This window comes from Nocardiopsis metallicus, assembly GCF_014201115.1.
GTDB classification, from domain to species: domain Bacteria; phylum Actinomycetota; class Actinomycetes; order Streptosporangiales; family Streptosporangiaceae; genus Nocardiopsis; species Nocardiopsis metallicus.
This window is the reverse complement of sequence record NZ_JACHDO010000001.1, coordinates 338,903-354,990: the sequence shown is the minus strand read 5'-3', so window position 1 is coordinate 354,990 and position 16,088 is coordinate 338,903. Positions and strand designations below refer to the sequence as shown.

The following is a 16,088-nucleotide window of genomic DNA, read 5'->3' as shown; positions in this document are numbered from 1 at the left end:
AAGGCCCGATATGCCCCTCAGCGGGGTCGCTGTGCCCTGCTTTTCCACAATACCGACCCGGAACGGGTGGGACCGGACCCCAACCCCCCCGGGGTGACGACGGCCACACCACCGGGGGCCGGGGGCGGTCAGCGCCGGGGGCCGGGGGCGGTCAGCGCCGGGACCTGTACTCAGCGCTGGCCTGCAACCCTGAGGGAGCGCAGGCGGTTGAGGGTGGCGGCGATCTCGTGCCTGCGGGGCAGGGCGTAGTCCCCGCCGAAGTCGTCGCCGAGCAGGGCCACACCCTGCTTGGCCAGCTCCTCTTCCAGGGAGTCCAAGGCCTCGGCCAGGGTCCGCGCGCCGTCCAGATGGCGTCCCCGGACCAGGGCGCGCAGGGCCAGCCCGGCCCCGGTGATCTGCCCGGGGTCCACGAACTGCTCCACCGACCGCACGTCGATGTCGCTCTCCCCGAAGGTCAGCACGTCCATGTCGCGGCGCTTGAGCTTGCTCCGCCCGCGGACGCTGTCGTCCACCGAGCGCGGGTCGACCACCCGGGCCCTGGGCAGGCTGAACTCGGCGTCCTCGCGGTCCCGGGCCAGGGATCGGGCGCGCTCGGTGACGTCGTGCGGGTGGTAGGCGTCCATCATGATCACCTGGTCGGCGACGTCGAAGTAGTCGCCGCTGCCGCCCATGACCAGGATCGTGGAGATCCGGTGCTCGCGGTGCAGGGGGCGGACCAGGTCCACGAACGGCACCAACGGCTCCCGGTCGCCGTGGACCAGGGCCTGCATGCGCTCGTCGCGGATCATCAGGTTGGTGGCGGTGGAGTCCTCGTCCACCAGCAGGGTGCGTGCCCCCACCTCCACGGCCTCGCAGATGTTGGCCGCCTGCGAGGTGGAACCGGAGGCGTTCTCGGTGCTGAAGTCTCGGGTATCGGCTCCGGTGGGGAGGTTGCGCACGAAGGGGCTGACGTCCACGCGCTCGGCTCGGCGTCCCTCCTCGGCGCGGATCTTGACCGCGTCCGCCCGGGTCACCACGAGCTCGCGGCCGTCGCCGGGTACGTGGTCGTACACGCCCCGCTCCAGGGCGTGCAGCAGGGTGGACTTGCCGTGGAAGCCGCCGCCCACGATGAGGGTGATGCCCTCGGGCACTCCCATACCGGTGACCGTGCCCCGGTGCGGGAGCTCGATGCTGACCCGCAAGCTCTCGGGGGAGGTGAAGGCCACCACGCCCTCGCCCCGCATGGGTTCGTCGCTCACCCCGCTGCGCCGGGGCAGAACCGCGCCGTCCGCCACGAAGGCGACCAGGTCCCGGTCGGCCAGCTCCGTGCGCAGGGCGACGGTGTCGGCCACGCTGTCGGCGAAGGCCTCCGCCTCCTTCTGGTCGATCTCGTCCCAGTCGAGATCGTCGATCAGTTCGGGCACGGTACGGCAGAGCTCGCGCTCGGCGGTGCGGCCGTCGATCCGGCGCCCGTGCCCGGGCAGGTCCACCCCGATCCGCAGGTCGAGGGCGCCGGTCTCGGTGACCTGGCAGGAGGACCGGGCGATGACCTCCTGGCCTCCGGTGTCGACCTTGAGCAGGGACCCCTTGAGCAGCCTGCGGGCGCGCCGGCCGAGGTAGTCGGCGGTGGCCCGACGGCGGACGGGATCCGCGTAGGCGCCGACCGGGATTCCGGCGTCCGGCCGGAAGAGGCGGATGCGCGAGGGCGGGGCGAAGGGGTCGGCCTGGACCCGCTCCACGGTGAGGGTGAAGTCACCGAAGTCCCAGTCGCCCTTGAGCGTCTTGTAGCGCCCGTAGGAGGCGCCGTGCATCTTCAGGAGCTCCTCGGACAGGCGCGCCTCGTCGCGCACCCCTCGGATGGGTTCGGGTTCGGGCTTGCGGCCGCCGCCACCGCCCCGGCCGCCACCGCCGCCGTAACGGCGCCCCTGGCCACCGTTCCCCCGCTGTCCCGTCATCGGTTCCCCCTGGTGTCGCTGCAAAACTGACTGCCCAGCCAGGTTAGGACTTCTGCGCGATCCCCGCTCCGACCCTGTGGACAAGTGTGTCTCCCCAGTTCAGCACCGGGTACGTGGATTCGGTGGAGCCGCTCTGCCGTGGCCGGGGTCCGGGTGACACCGGTGCGGCTCTTCACTCGGGGGCTCCCCGGGGCACTACGTTGCGAAGAGCCCCCTCTACAGAGGAGTCCGCCCATGAGTACGATCCTGTTCGCCCCGGAGACGTTCAACCTCGCCGAGACGACGCGCGCGATCGAGGTCGCCCGGCAACTGAGGAACCGACACGAGTGCGTGTTCGCCGGGTATTCGGAGCGGTACGCCGGACTGGTCGAGGAGGCGGGGTTCGAGTACCACCCGCTCTTTCCGGAGCTCACCGACGCCCAGGCCGATCAGCTGATCCGCTTCGACCAGGGGCGGAGCGTGAGCCACCCGTTCACCGAGGAGCTCGTGCGGGCCCGGGTGGAGAGCGAGCTCGAACTCAATACCCTGCTGCGCCCGGCGGCGACCGTCATCGGCACCACGCTCAGCCAACTCATCAGCGCTCGGGTCAGCGGGGTTCCGCTGGTCTACGTGAAACCGTTCGCCTACTCATGGCCGCACCTGCGCCAGGCGCGTTCCATCCCGCTGTTCAAGAGGGCCGGCTGCTTGAGCGGAGTGGTCAACGCCGGGGCGGCGCTGCTGTTGCGCGAGGCCGCCCGGTACACCACGTTCAAACCGCGCGGCTTCGCCAGGGTCGCCCGCGAGTACGGGGTGGTGCTGCCCCGTCGGACCGTCGAGGCCCTGGACGGCGACCTCAACCTGGTCGCCTCGATCTCCGGTTATCTGCGGCCCTATCGGCTCCCGCCGAACTACCGCTGGGTGGGGCCGGTCTACGCCCGCCTGGACCAGGAGATTCCGGCCACGGTGTTCCGCCTGGTCAAGAAGGCCAGGAAGGCGGACCGACAGGTGGTCTACTGCGCGATGGGCAGCTCCGCCAACCGGGAGATCGTCCTGCGCGTGCTGCACGAACTCTCCCGGCTGCCCGTCACCGTGATCGCCCCGGTCGCCCGTTATCTGGAGCCCGGGGATCAGCTGGGCCCCCACGTGCACGTGTTCGACCTTCTGCCCGCGCACAAACTCGGCGACCTCATCGACGCCTCCGTCATCCACGGCGGCGAGGGCACCGTCCAGACCGCCGTGGCCTCAGGCAAGCCCTTCCTCGGCATCGGCCTCCAACTGGAGCAGCGCTGGAACGTCGCCGACTGCGCCGAATTCGGCAACGCGGTGGGGCTCTCCCCACAGCAGGCCCGGGGGGAGCGCCTCCGCCGCGCCCTGGAGACCCTTCTCCACGATCCCCTGCTCCGCACCCGCGCTGTGGACCTGCGAAAACGCCTCTCCGGCATCGACGGAGCAAGGAACGCCGCCGACCACATCCACACCCTGATCGCCCCCTCCTGACCCCGTGCCACAACTCCGACCAAGCGTCCCGAATACTGCCGGTCGGCGGACAAGCGGCAGCGGGGACGCCAGGTTCCTCACCCCTGCGCCGAGCGGCGGGAAACGTGGCAAAAGCACACAAAACGCGGAGCCCGGGGGAGGGAGCCCGGCACCTTCGCTGCCGCTGTTCCGGTGGCACGCTTGACCAGCCGCGTCATGCGGGGCGGTGCCTGCCTTGGGACTGCCCTGGCTCGGAGGCGGGTGTCCTGCGCCGGGTTGTCGGGGCTCGGAAAACGGGTGGAGGCGGGCCGTGCCGGGGAGCTTGAATGGGGGTTCGGAGGTGAGGCCGTTGCGTCCGAGTGTTGGCGCCCCTTTGCGGGCCTGTTCGGGGTGCCCGGGGCCCGAGTACAGCGGGGCGCCGGACTGTGCGCGGTGCCGGGCGCTGGTGGACGCGATCCTGGAAGCGGAGTGGGGCGCGTTCCTCGCACAGCAGGGACTAGCGGACGAGCCCGAGGTGGCCGAGTTGGTCGTCGAGGAGCCGGACCGCCACGACTGGCGGATCGTGGACGCGGCGCTGGATCGGTTGGTGTGTTCGGAGTGCGGTGGGCCGCTGAGTCGCGGACCGGTGGGATGCGGTGCCTGCGACCTGGCGAACGGGTTCAGGTATGCGGCGGTGGAGACGGACCGGCCGGGCGCCAGGCCGGGGAACGAGCACGCGGTTCGGGTGAGCGTCTCGGTGGTGCGCCGCCCGCAGGGGATCTCAGAAAGGGAAGTGCTGGCCCGGCGGCTCTTCCTTCCGGAGCTGTTGTCCGGCGATCTGCCGAGCACCGGTCAGGCGCAGGCGACGAAGGACCGCGTCAACCGGATGAGCGTTACCGAGATCGAGGCGCTGTTTTCACTGATGCTGCGGAACCCGGGCGTGGGGATTCCCTGAGAGCACCCGCGCCCCGTACACCCGAGCCTCTGGGGCCGAGCCGGGTACGGGGTTCGCGGCCCGGCCGCCAGAGGCCTGCGGTCAGCCAGGAGGGGGGCCTGCGCCGACCGGCGGGGCGGACTCGGCCCGTCCGGAAACAAGGGGCGCCCCGGTCAGGCCGTGTCCCGACACCTCCTCGGAGGGGGTGGGGGGTGTCGTGGAACCATTCTTACCGGACCGGGGCGGGCCGTACGGGGAAAACCGAGAAACCGAGGGAACACGCTTGCGCGCGAGTGATCCGAATCAGGCGATAGCCGCCCGGAACGCCCGGTCGTGTTCGTCCACGGGGCTGTCGGACAGGTTCCCGACGAACACGGCCACCGGTCGGCCTCCCCTCTCCCGGAGCTCCGCGGCGATCCGCTTCCACTCGACGAGGTTGGGGTGCTGGAGCTCCGCGCAGGCCTCGGCGGGCGCGAGGGCGTCCATGGCCGAGGCGAGGCGGGCCGGGGTGAGTTCGTAGGTGGCCGTGCCGCAGGTGTGGCCGCACTCGATCGCCAGAACGATGGCGGGCAGAGGGCTCGTACCGACGTTGGTCAGCCCGAAGACCGTCTCACCGTCGCGGCACACCCCCACCGCGTAGGCCGCCGGGCGCCGATAGTCGGTGTGCCCTGATTCCAGCCGCTCGCGGGCGGCGCCGATCTCTTCCCTCGTGGCCCACTGCTCCATGGGGGTCCCTTCTAGAGGTTCAGGTTTCCGGTGGCGACGGTAACAGCGTCCCCGCCGATGAGGACGCGGTCGCCGGTCAGCTGGAGGTACAGGTCACCGCCGCGCTGGGAGGCCTGGTGGGCGAGGAAGCCGGTGCGGCCCAGTCGCTCGGCCCAGAACGGGGCGATGACGGTGTGCGCGCTGCCCGTCACCGGGTCCTCGGGGACACCGACGTTGGGCGCGAAGAACCGGGAGACGATGTCGGGGCCGCCCTCTGGCCCCTTGTCTCCACGCGCGGTGACGATGACGCCGCGAGCCGGGATCCGGGCCAGTCCGGCCTGATCGGGGTCGAGGGACCGGACGGCGGCCTCGTCCGCGAGCTCGACGAGCAGATCGTTCGTACCGCCGCGGCCGACCCACAGGGGACGTGCGCCGAGGGCCTCGGCCAGCCCCTCGGGTTCCTCGGCCTCGCTGGCGGGGCGGGCCGGGAAGTCCATCCAGAGCCTGCCGTCCCTGCGCTCCACGGTGAGGGTTCCGCTGCGGGTGCTGAAGCGGATCGGCCCCTGGACCCCGAGCTCGGTGAGGGCGTGCGCGGTGGCCAGGGTGGCGTGCCCGCACAGGTCCACCTCGACCCTCGGGGTGAACCAACGCAGTTCGAAGTCGGCGTCGGGGCCCTCGATCCGGCGGGCGAAGGCGGTCTCGGAGAGGTTGAACTCCGCGGCGACCCCCTGTGCCCAGGCGTCGGGGTAGGTCTCGTCCAGAACGAGGACGGCGGCGGGGTTGCCGGACAGGGGCTCGGCGGTGAAGGCGTCGACGACGCGGTACTCGGGCATGGGTCCATTCTGCCAAGTGGACTGGGGTGACCAAGGGCCAGTCTTGGGCGAAGTGGCCCCTATTGCCACCCCTACTGCAGGTGTGGCTCGTCCAGGATGAACATGGTCTGCGTGCTCTTCACCTCGGGCAGGCGCTGGAGCCGCTCCAGGACGAAGGTGCGCAGGGCCGCGGCGTCGGCCACCCGGACCAGGAGCAGCAGGTCCACGTCGCCGGAGACCAGGGCCGCGTGGTCGACCTCGGGGATGTCGCGCAGGTACCCGCGGAACCTCTCCCAGGAGTGCTGTTCGATCCGCACGGAGACGTAGGCCGAAAGCGCGGTGCCGTACTTCTCGGGGTCGATGACGGCGGTGAAACCCCTGATCACGCCCTCGTCGCGCAGGCGTTCGAGACGGGAGTAGGCGTTGGCCCGGGAGATGTGCGCGCGTTCGGCGACGGCACGGATCGACATGCGGCCGTCGTCGCGCAGGAGGGCGATGATCCGACGGTCGGTGTCGTCCAGCTGCACGGCCATGTGTCTTACCTCATACCGTCCGCGTGGTGGACGAGTTAGATGATTTGCGATTGAGGACGCCCTACCGAGCAGTTCGTCCAGCATCGGCGTGGACCCATCGACAATATGGGGTGATTCAGCTCATATTCAAGACATGAAGTACACCGATGAGCGATCTCGTCCGGTTCCTCCTCTCCCATCCCAGGAACCGGTGCGATTGGTGGACCGGCACGGCCGACGTCACGAACACTCCTCGTTCACCGCTCCCGACCCGGCCGTCCTCGCCGAGCTCCACCGGGCCATGGTCATCGGACGACGCTTCAACCAGCAGGCCAGCACCCTCGCCCGGCAGGGGCGCCTCGCGGTCTACCCCTCCTCCATGGGGCAGGAGGCCTCCCAGGTCGGCGGGGTGCTGGCGCTGTCGGAACGAGACTGGCTCTTCCCCAGTTACCGCGACAGCGTCGCCATGGTCACGCACGGCGTGGACCCGGTGGAGACGCTCACGCTCTTCCGCGGCGACTGGCACTCGGGTTACAACCCGCACCGGTACCGCTGCGCTCCCCAGTGCACGCCGTTGGCCACGAACGCCTCGCACGCGGTGGGCCTGACCTACGCCGCCCGCCGCAAGGGCCGCGACGTGGCCGCCCTGGTGCTCATGGGCGACGGCGCCACCAGCGAGGGCGACGCGCACGAGGCGTACAACTTCGCCGCCGTGTGGAACACCCCGGTGGTCTTCCTCATCCAGAACAACCACTGGGCGATCAGCGTCCCGGTACACCGGCAGAGCGCCGCGCCCACCCTCGCGCACAAGGCCGTCGGTTACGGCATGCGCGGTTACAACGTGGACGGCAACGACGCCGCCGCGGTGCACGCGGTGGTTAGACACGCCCTGGCCGAGGCCCGCGACGGCGGCGGCCCCGCGATCGTCGAGGCGCTCACCTACCGCATCGACCCGCACACGAACTCGGACGCCCCGCAGCGCTACCGGGACGCCGCCGAGGTGGAGTACTGGGCCGAACGCGACCCGCTGGCGCGCATGGAGGCGCTGCTGCGCAACGAGCAGGTGGTGGACGACGGCCTGCTGGAGATCTACGAGCGTGACGGCGAGAAGGTCGCCGCCGCGGTCCGCGAACGCATGGCAGGGGAGGACGTGCTCGACCCGGACTCCCTGTTCACCGACGTGTACGCCGCCGTCCCCCCGGCGCTGGAACAGCAACGGCGGGGGCTGGCGGAGGAGTTGAAGGGGGTCTGATGGCGCGCACACGCACCTGCGAACCCACCGCCTCCGGCCCCGGCGCCGCCGAGACGGCCGGGGTCACCATGGGCGAGGCGCTCAACCGCGCCCTGCACGACGCCGTCGCCGAGGACCCCGACGTGGTGGTCTACGGGGAGGACGTCGGCCCGCTGGGCGGGGTCTTCCGGGTCACGGACGGTCTGGCCTCGGCTTTCGGCGAGGAACGGTGCTTCGACTCACCGCTGGCGGAGTCCGGGATCGTGGGCACCGCCATCGGCATGGCCATGTACGGGCTGCGGCCCGTGGTGGAGATGCAGTTCGACGCCTTCGCCTACCCCGCCTTCGAGCAGGTCGTCTCGCACCTGGCCAAGATGCGCAACCGCACCCGGGGCGCCGTCACCCTGCCGGTGGTGATCCGGGTCCCCTACGGCGGTGGAATCGGCGGGGTAGAACACCACAGCGACTCCTCCGAGGCCTACTACACGCACACCCCGGGGCTGCGCGTGGTCACGCCCGGCACCCCCGCGGACGCCTACTCCATGCTGCGCGAGGCGATCGCCGGCGACGACCCGGTGGTGTTCCTGGAACCCAAGCGGCGGTACTGGTCCCGGCAGGCGGTGAACCTGCCGGTGCGTACGGAGCCGATGGAACGCTCCGTGGTGCGCCGACCGGGCAGGGACGTGACCCTCATCGCCTACGGTCCGATGGTGGAGACCGCTCTGGAGACCGCTGAGCAGGCCGCTTCGGAGGGGCGGGAGATCGAGGTCGTGGACCTGCGCCAACTGGCGCCGTTCGACGACGCCACGGTGGCCGCCTCGGTCCGCCGGACCGGACGCGCGGTGGTGGTGCACGAGGCCTCGGTCTTCGGCGGTTACGGCGCCGAGGTGGCCGCGCGCCTGACCGAGCAGTGCTTCCACTACCTGGAGGCCCCGGTACTGCGGGTCGGCGGGCTGGACATCCCGTATCCGCCGCCGAAGCTGGAGGAGCACCACCTGCCCGGGGTGGACCGGATCCTGGCCGCGGTGGACCGCCTCCAGTGGGAGTCCGAGTGGGTGGAGGGGCGCCAGTGACAGAAGAGCGCCGGGACGAGGAGCGCCAAGCCGGAGAACACCGGACCGCCACCTTCGCCCTCCCTGATCTGGGTGAGGGGCTGACCGATGCGGAGATCGTGTCCTGGCTGGTCACGGCAGGGGATCGTATCTCCGTCGATCAACCGGTGGCCGAAGTGGAGACCGCGAAGGCGACGGTGGAGGTCCCCTCCCCCTACGGTGGGACCGTCACCGAACTCCACGGGGCGGTGGGCGATGTGGTCCCGGTCGGCGCACCTCTGATCACCGTTGACACTCGAACCGCCGCCGGACCAAGCGGTACAACCAACAGCAGCACAGGCGGAACGACACAGACCACCGTGCCGAACACACGGGACGGTTCCGACCCCGCGGGCGGCAACGGCGCCGCCGACAAAGGCGCGGGGTCGGGCGCTGTCCTGGTGGGTTACGGCACGGGACAGGGCACGCGGCCCTCGCGCCGCCGTGTCCACGGGGCGGGCGGGCCAGCCGAGTCAACGGCGACCGGCGGCCCGCCCACAACCTCCACCACTCCCCCGGCCTCCTCGGTGACCAGGGTGATCTCTCCTCTGGTCCGGCGGTTGGCCAGGGAGAACGGAATCGATGTCACCGCGCTGCGCGGCAGCGGTGCGGGCGGACTGATCCTGCGCGGCGACGTCGAGGCCTCGCTTCGGGCCTCGGCCGCGCCGGAGCCCGCCGACGCGCCCGGAACCCACCGCATCCCGTTGCGCGGAGCGCACCGGGTGATGGCCGAGCGCCTGGCCCGGTCCCGCCGGGAGATCCCCGAGGCGACCGTGTGGGTGGACGCCGACGCCACCGGGATGCTGGAGCTGCGCGGGGAGCTCAACGAGGCCGCGCCGGACCGCCCTGTGGGGGTACTGGGGCTGGTGGCGCGGTTCGCTCTGCTGGGCCTGGCCAGATTCCCGGAACTGAACGCGCACTTCGACCCCGCACGTCAGGAGATCGTCCGCCACGACGCCGTGCACCTGGGGTTCGCCGCGCAGACCCCGGGCGGCCTGGTGGTCCCGGTGGTCCGCGACGCCCACACACTCACCACACGAGACCTCTCCGCCCGGCTGGGCGAGCGCGCCGAGGCCGCTCGTTCCGGTGGGCTGGCCCCCGCCGACCTGGGCGGCGGGACGTTCACGGTGAACAACTACGGGGTTTTCGGGGTGGACGGCTCGGCGGCGATCATCAACCACCCGGAGGCGGCCATCCTGGGGGTGGGCCGAATCCTGCGCCGCCCGTGGGTGGTCGGCGACGACGTGGTGCCCCGTGCGGTCACCGAACTCACCCTGACCTTCGACCACCGGGTCTGCGACGGTGCCGTCGCGGGCGGCTTCCTGCGCTGGGTCGCCGACTGCGTGGAACGGCCCCAACTACTGCTCGGCGATCTCTGACCCCCGCCCGCGAGTCCACCGCCGGGCGGTGCGCACCGGTGCCTCCCAGGCGAAGGGGGCCCGCCCGCGCCACGGCGCCCCGACCGCGCTCGGCGCCGAGGAGTCAAGGCCGGGCAGCGCGCATCGGCATCACCGACAGGTCGTCTCCCAGCACCGCCGCGATCTCCGCGACCCTCGAATGGTCGTCCAACCGCCTCGTGAGGTAGGCGCAGGAGTGGCCGTGGCGTAGGGACCACCAGGCAGCCGAACCGCCGATACCGCCCTTGGCGATCTTGGTGTCATCGCGCAGGAACCCCAGGGTCCAGGTCAGCTCCGTACCGAAGACCTCGTCGAATCCGGTGGCCTGGGCTGCCAGGTACTCCTCGTGCAGTTCGGGGCCCACAAGTGCGCGCAGCGGCCCCTCCCGGTCAGTGATCCGGGACAGGAACCCGGCGACGGCGGTGGCGCTGGTGTACAGGTTGACCCCACCGAACACCGACTGCCGCCAGGCCCGGGAGTTGACCGTCCCCGTGTCCAGGGGTCCCTGGGGCACGGCCAGCCAGGGTGCTGCGGGTTGCCGTCGGGCCCATTCGGGGTGGGCGTACTCGAGGTCGGCGACGCGGGACAGCTCCGAGTCCGGCACTCCGAACCAGGCGTCCAGGCCCAGCGTCGGCCGGACCACCCCGTTGAAGACCTCGCCCAGGGTGCTGCCGGTCGCCGCGCGCAGGACACCGTCGATCAGGTGGCCGTGGGTGAGTGCGTGTTCGCCCGTCCGGGTGCCGGGGGCGTACTCGGGTTCGGCCGCGGCCAGGCTGTTCCGGAGCCCGGCGTCGTCCAGGGCACCCAGTCCCGCGGCGGATTCGGGGAATCTCGGCTGGCCCGCCCGGTGGGTGAGGACGTGGCGGAGGGTGATGTGTTCCTTGCCCCGGGCGCCGTACCCCTTCCAGCGGCGTGCGAGGGGTTCGTCCAGGTCGAGGGCTCCCTCTCGGACCGCGACCAGGGCGGCGAGCGCGGCGAACGGTTTGGAGAGCGAGTAGGGCTGGACCAGGGTGTCGTGGGTCCAGGGCCGCAGACACTCGCCGTCGGCCCATCCGCCGCCCAGCCGCACCACCTCCCGGCCGTCCCGCCACACCGAGAGCCCTGCCCCGGTCTCGCGCCCTTGGGCCACCAGGTCCTGGAAGACCCGGCGCACCCCCTCATATCCGTCCTGTGCGTACCCGTCTACCCGCATCGCGTGCCCTTCGGCCTGCTCGTGGTTCCAAGAGGGTTGAACAATACCCCCTGGGGGTATATGACGCAAGGGTGGGACAAGCGTGCGCACACAGCACAGGGGCCGCGATCGTCGATCGCGGCCCCTGGCCTTACCCACTCTCCGGGGTCCGTGCCCTCCGGGAGTCTCTGTACTTCCCCCCGCCAGGAGGAACACCTGGCATGTCGGACTCCCGAGGTCACGGATGACCCGAGGTGGGCCCGGGGGTGGTTCTCGGTGCTGTCGGGGTTACTTGCCGCGCAGCTTGTCGAGGAACGAGGCGATGCCGTGGCGGCCGTCGCTCTGGGCCATCAGGCCCTTGCCGCTGTCGTCGTCGGCACCGGCGTGGGCACCGGCGTGGGCACCGGCGGGGCGGCGGGTCCAGGCGAAGAACAGCGCGATCAGGATCGCGGGGATGATCGCCAGGGTGAGCAGACCGGCGGCGGAGGGGGTGCCCTCGGCGCCCGTCAGGCCGAAGCCGGACAGGTCGTTGGTCGCGGTCTCGGCGGTGACACCGGTGTCGGAGTCGTCCTGCCCCTCGGCGGCGGGAGCCTCGTCCTGCTGCTCCTCGGCGTCCTCGGCGGCCTCTTCGGAGGCGTCCTCGGCGACCTCTTCCTCCTCGGCCTCCTCTTCCTCCTGCGGCAGGTACTCCGCGGGGATCTCGGAGACGGCGTTCTCACACTTGTTCTCGGGCTGCTGGAACGGGTAGGGCGTGCCCTCGTCCCCGTGACCGTCGCCCCACTTGGTGATGAAGTACTCGACCTCGGCGTGGCCGTTGCCGCCGCTGACCACGAGGGTCTGGTCGTCGAAGGTCTCGCCCATCATGTCGGCGAAGGTCTTGCCGTCGATGTCGAGAAGGACGTCGCAGTCGTGGGAGGGGACACCGGGACCGCGGTCGCCGATGAAGAACTCGTACTCCTCGCCCTCGTGGACGATGAACCCCTCGGTGCCCAGCGGCCAGCTGGGGCTGGAGAAGAGCCCCTTCTGCATGGGTTCACCGCTGGCGGGCAGCCCGGTGTCGCCGTTGATGCCGGAACCGTCGTCCCAGAAGTAGGTCGCGGTCATTTCGCCGTACTGAATGGGAGTTTCGTTGCTCATGAAGTATTGGCCAGGTTGACGTCAGAGGCCGAGAAGACCGGGGCATGACTCGTCAAAGCACACGGGTGCACAGGTCTGCACTCCGGGCTGGTGTCATGCCATGGGGCGTCCCGCGTCGCTGGCGGCGAGTGGCGGGGTGGGAACGGGGGGCCGGATCGGCTCCGCCGGACAGCTGCGCGTGGATTCGCGCTGCTCGCTCCCGAGAGAGATGAGGTCTCGATTCCCTTCCGACCCGCGGGCCGGTCAAGGGCTCGGCACCGGTGCGCTAAAGGTTAATAACGAGCCGGTCACGAAGGACACTAACCCAGGCTTTGGCAAAGTACCGAAGGATCCCGAGTAAAATGACAGTGCGTGTTTACACAAATACGAAATGACGCAGACCGAAACCTGCCCCGAAAACACGAAAAATCCCTGGCGGCAGGGGTTCGCGGGCCTGCCCGAGGACGGCGGACAGGCCCGCGCGTGGCCCTCGTCATAAACCGGCACACGTGCCTGCGGGACGAGCCGGAAGCGGCCAGGGGGCCACATACGCACCGGAAGGTCACGGGGCCGGGACTATTCCGGAGCGGGTCAGGGGTGGGCCAGGGAAGCCGTGCGGAGGACTCTCGCGGTAAAGGCCACGTAAGCGTGGCCTTGGCCGGGGTCACGGCGGGGCGCCCAAGGCCCAGCGGGTACAAAGAACTCCCCGGTAGGTTGCCCGACCGGGGAGTGCTCGCGGATCAGGTCACCTGTGACCTGCGGTTGAAGCGTTCGGCACGCCACTCGCCGGACTCCACGACCTCGACGAGCGCGGTGGCAGCGTCGTAGACGTCCACGTAGCGCAGGTAGAGCGGGGTGAACCCGAAGCGCATGACGTCCGGGGCGCGGAAGTCACCGATCACCCCGCGCTCGATCAGCGCCTGCACGATCGGGTAACCGGCGCCCTCCTCCGGCTGGACGAGGGCGACCTGGCTGCCGCGCCGCTCGTGTTCGGCCGGGGTGATCGAGGCCAGACCCACCGAGGCCGCCCTGGCCAGGAACAGGTCGGTCATGGCCAGGCTCTTGGTCCGCACGTGCGCCAGGTCGGCCTTGGCCCACACGTCCAGTCCGGCCTCCAGGGCCGCGTCGGCCACCAGCGGTTGCGATCCGCTCAGGAAGCGCGAGACCCCCGGAGCGGGTTCGTAGTCAGGCGTGAAGTCGAAGGGGCGGGCGTGTCCGTGCCAACCGCTGAGCGGCTGGTCGGCGGCGGCGTGGTGGCGGCGGGCCGCGTACAGGAACGCGGGGGCACCCGGACCGGCGTTGAGGTACTTGTAGGTGCATCCCACCGCGAAGTCCACGTCGTTGCCGGACAGCTCGATGGGCACCGCGCCCACACTGTGGCACAGGTCCCAGATCACCAGGGTGCCGTGCTCGTGCGCCAGGCGGGTGATCCCGGCCATGTCGCGCAGCACCCCGCTGCGGTAGTCCACGTGGCTGAGCAGCAGGACGGCGACGTCCTCCCGGGCCAGTTCCTGGGCCAGCCCGGGGCCGTCCGGGTCGATCCGGCGCTGCTGCGCACCCGCCAGGCCGACCGCGCCCTCGGTGACGTACAGGTCGGTCGGGAAGTTGCCCGCCTCGCCCAGCACCACCGAGCGGTCGGACAGGCGCAGCGCCGTGACCAGGCACTTGAACAGGTTAGCGGAGGCACCGTCACCGACGACCACCTCGTCGGTGTCGGCCCCGACCAGGGGCGCGACCTTGGCACCCAGGGTGCGCGGCTTGTCCCACCAGCCGGCGTCGTTCCAGCTGCGGATGAGGTCCTGGCCCCACTCGCGCTCGATCATGTCGGCGACCCGGGCGGGGGTGGATCGGGGCAGCGCGCCCAGCGAGTTGCCGTCCAGGTAGATCACGCCCTCGGGGAGGACGAACTCCTCGCGGAGGGCGGCGAGGGGGTCGGCCGCGTCCAGGGCGGCGCACTCCTCACGGGTGGTGGGCGTCATCGGGTCCTGCTTTCTTGCGAGGGCTGTGTTGTGAGGTGTGTGGTGACTGTTCGGCATCGCGATGTTCCTGGACGCGGTATGCCCGGAGGGCGCCGCGCAGTGTTTCCAGATGGCGCTGCTAGATGGTGCTGCGCAGAGACCACAGTTCCGGGAAGACGTCCTTCTCGGCGTTGCGGGCCAGCCAGTTGAGGCCGTTGGAGCCACCGCTTCCCGGCTTGCCGCCCATCGTGCGCTTGACCGCGGCCAGGTGGAGCTGACGCCACCGTGTCACCCGCTCGGCCACGTCCACCAACGCCTCGGCCAGCAGGTACAGCTCGTTTCCGGGGCGGTCGTCGGCGTAGACCTCGACCCAGGCGCGCTCGACCTCCGCGGAGGGCTCGTAGTCCTCGGTCCAGTCGCGCTCGGCGCTGGTGTCCGGGACGGGCAGGCCGCGACGGTGCAGCAGGCGCAGCGCGGCGTCGTAGAGGCTGGGGCGCTCGAGCAGGTCGGTGAGGTCGGTGACGACCCCGCTCATCGCCTTGTGCGGGCGGATCATGGCGGCGGACTTGTGGCCCAGCAGGAACTCCAGCTTGCGGTAGCTGTAGGACTGGAAGCCCGAGGCCTCGCCGAAGGAGTCGCGGAAGCGGTTGAACTGGGTGGGGGTCATGTCCGAGAACAGGCCCCAGGTGCTGTTGAGCACGTCCTGAGCGTTGCAGGCGCTGCGCAGCCAGGCCACGGCGCCGGGCACGTCGTCGACCTCCAGCGCGTCCCGGGCCTGCTCCCAGCGCTGCTGGATCAGCGCGAACACCAGCTCCATCACCTGGGTTCCGATGATGAAGGCCGACTCGGCGGGCTCCTTGGTACGCGGGTTCTGCAGGCTCAGAAGGGTGTCGATCCCGGCGTAGTCGACGTAGGGGGTGTTCTTGTCGAAGCTCAGGGTCGGCTTTCCCCCGTTGCTCTCCGCCCTGCTGGCGCGGGCCTCCGCCGCGCCGACGTCCTCGGTCGGAGCGTAGGGACACTGCTGGGCGGACGTGGTGGAGAGCATCGGGTGTACCCCTCGTCTTGCTGCGCGGCTTGGCTCGTCGCACGCACCGCGCCGTGGTCGAAGAGTCCCCCGTGCACGGCGCCGTGAACGTGAGCTCACATACTCGGACATATTCCCGCGATACGGAATGGGCGTCGACGACACAAGTCGGTCATTGACCTAACATTCGTAACGGGAAACAACCATCGGCCTTGGGATCGCAAAGCATGACCTCACGACTGGCAACCCCGCTGGACAGCGTTGACCAGCGCATCCTCCAGGAGCTCCAACAGGACGGGCGGCTGTCCTTCAACGAACTGTCCCGGAGGGTGAACCTCTCGGCCCCCGCCGTGGCCGACCGTGTCCGCCGTCTGACCGACCGCGGGGTGATCACCGGCTACCACGCGCACGTCGATCCGGCCGCCGCCGGACTGCCGGTCACGGCTCTGGTGCGCATGGAGTGCTTCGGCGCCCACTGCCTGCTGCGCGAGCGGTCCTCGCTGGAGCTGCCGGAGATCCTCCAGGTGCACCGGGTCACCGGGGACGCCTGTTGCGTACTGCTCATCGCGGTGCGCTCCATGGAGCACTTCGAGGAGGTCATCGACCAGCTCGCCGAGCACGGCCGCCCCTCCAGCACGATGGTCCTGTCCAGCCCGGTGCCCTGGCGCGCGGTGACCGCGCCGGGGGCGCAGTGAACGCCGCCCTCTGAACGTCGGACCCCGGCCCGCCGTCGAGCGCGGCGGACCGGGGTCCGGGCCGGAAGCCGAGC

14 protein-coding genes are annotated in these 16,088 nt (G+C 70.7%); 6 read left to right on the top strand and 8 right to left on the bottom strand.

Going from position 1 to position 16,088, the window contains the following annotated elements:
- Positions 1 to 170: 170 nt before the first annotated feature.
- On the bottom strand, positions 171 to 1,934 hold the full coding sequence (locus tag HNR07_RS01480) for an ABC-ATPase domain-containing protein (protein WP_184360926.1): 1,764 nt from the start codon (positions 1,932 to 1,934) through the stop codon (positions 171 to 173).
- 234 nt (positions 1,935 to 2,168) lie between these two features.
- On the opposite strand from HNR07_RS01480, the gene HNR07_RS01475 reads away from it, so the two are divergent.
- Positions 2,169 to 3,410, top strand: a complete 1,242-nt coding sequence (locus HNR07_RS01475; protein ID WP_184360923.1) for a glycosyltransferase — start codon at positions 2,169 to 2,171, stop codon at positions 3,408 to 3,410.
- A gap of 424 nt (positions 3,411 to 3,834) precedes the next feature.
- Positions 3,835 to 4,323 (top strand): hypothetical protein, encoded by a 489-nt coding sequence (locus HNR07_RS01470; RefSeq protein WP_184360920.1) that lies wholly within the window; start codon positions 3,835 to 3,837, stop codon positions 4,321 to 4,323.
- Positions 4,324 to 4,605: 282 nt separating this feature from the next.
- On the opposite strand, the gene HNR07_RS01465 is transcribed toward HNR07_RS01470, so the two are convergent.
- From HNR07_RS01465 to HNR07_RS01455, 3 genes are all read right to left on the bottom strand, one after another.
- Complete coding sequence (locus tag HNR07_RS01465; protein ID WP_184360917.1) at positions 4,606 to 5,028, bottom strand: hypothetical protein; 423 nt, start codon at positions 5,026 to 5,028, stop codon at positions 4,606 to 4,608.
- A gap of 11 nt (positions 5,029 to 5,039) precedes the next feature.
- On the bottom strand, positions 5,040 to 5,840 hold the full coding sequence (locus HNR07_RS01460) for a PhzF family phenazine biosynthesis protein (protein ID WP_184360914.1): 801 nt from the start codon (positions 5,838 to 5,840) through the stop codon (positions 5,040 to 5,042).
- Positions 5,841 to 5,911: 71 nt separating this feature from the next.
- Positions 5,912 to 6,352 (bottom strand): Lrp/AsnC family transcriptional regulator, encoded by a 441-nt coding sequence (locus tag HNR07_RS01455; RefSeq protein WP_017579683.1) that lies wholly within the window; start codon positions 6,350 to 6,352, stop codon positions 5,912 to 5,914.
- A gap of 133 nt (positions 6,353 to 6,485) precedes the next feature.
- Between HNR07_RS01455 and HNR07_RS01450 the strand changes: the two genes are divergently transcribed.
- The 3 genes from HNR07_RS01450 (at position 6,486) to HNR07_RS01440 (ending at position 10,032) form a co-directional block, all read left to right on the top strand.
- Complete coding sequence (locus tag HNR07_RS01450; RefSeq protein ID WP_184360911.1) at positions 6,486 to 7,583, top strand: thiamine pyrophosphate-dependent enzyme; 1,098 nt, start codon at positions 6,486 to 6,488, stop codon at positions 7,581 to 7,583.
- Positions 7,584 to 7,651: 68 nt separating this feature from the next.
- Positions 7,652 to 8,635, top strand: coding sequence for an alpha-ketoacid dehydrogenase subunit beta (locus tag HNR07_RS01445; protein WP_184371225.1), 984 nt, complete (start codon positions 7,652 to 7,654; stop codon positions 8,633 to 8,635).
- Positions 8,632 to 10,032, top strand: a complete 1,401-nt coding sequence (locus HNR07_RS01440; protein WP_184360908.1) for a dihydrolipoamide acetyltransferase family protein — start codon at positions 8,632 to 8,634, stop codon at positions 10,030 to 10,032. Before HNR07_RS01445 ends, HNR07_RS01440 begins: the two co-directional genes overlap by 4 nt.
- Before the next feature lie 103 nt (positions 10,033 to 10,135).
- Here HNR07_RS01440 and HNR07_RS01435 read toward each other — a convergent pair whose 3' ends face one another.
- The 4 genes from HNR07_RS01435 to HNR07_RS01420 all read right to left on the bottom strand — a co-directional run bounded on the left by HNR07_RS01435 (position 10,136) and on the right by HNR07_RS01420 (position 15,340).
- Complete coding sequence (locus HNR07_RS01435; protein ID WP_184360905.1) at positions 10,136 to 11,242, bottom strand: serine hydrolase domain-containing protein; 1,107 nt, start codon at positions 11,240 to 11,242, stop codon at positions 10,136 to 10,138.
- Between the two features lie 267 nt (positions 11,243 to 11,509).
- Positions 11,510 to 12,358 carry a hypothetical protein gene (locus tag HNR07_RS01430; RefSeq protein ID WP_184360902.1) on the bottom strand — a complete coding sequence of 283 codons (849 nt, stop codon included), beginning with the start codon at positions 12,356 to 12,358 and terminating at the stop codon, positions 11,510 to 11,512.
- Positions 12,359 to 13,077: 719 nt separating this feature from the next.
- The gene (gene kynU / locus HNR07_RS01425) at positions 13,078 to 14,316 is read right to left on the bottom strand and encodes a kynureninase (protein WP_184360899.1); all 1,239 of its coding nucleotides are present in this window, start codon (positions 14,314 to 14,316) and stop codon (positions 13,078 to 13,080) included.
- A gap of 118 nt (positions 14,317 to 14,434) precedes the next feature.
- Positions 14,435 to 15,340, bottom strand: a complete 906-nt coding sequence (locus HNR07_RS01420; protein ID WP_184360896.1) for a tryptophan 2,3-dioxygenase — start codon at positions 15,338 to 15,340, stop codon at positions 14,435 to 14,437.
- Between the two features lie 206 nt (positions 15,341 to 15,546).
- Here HNR07_RS01420 and HNR07_RS01415 point away from each other — a divergent pair, with 206 nt between their 5' ends.
- Positions 15,547 to 16,014, top strand: a complete 468-nt coding sequence (locus HNR07_RS01415; protein ID WP_184360893.1) for an Lrp/AsnC family transcriptional regulator — start codon at positions 15,547 to 15,549, stop codon at positions 16,012 to 16,014.
- Positions 16,015 to 16,088 lie beyond the last annotated feature (74 nt).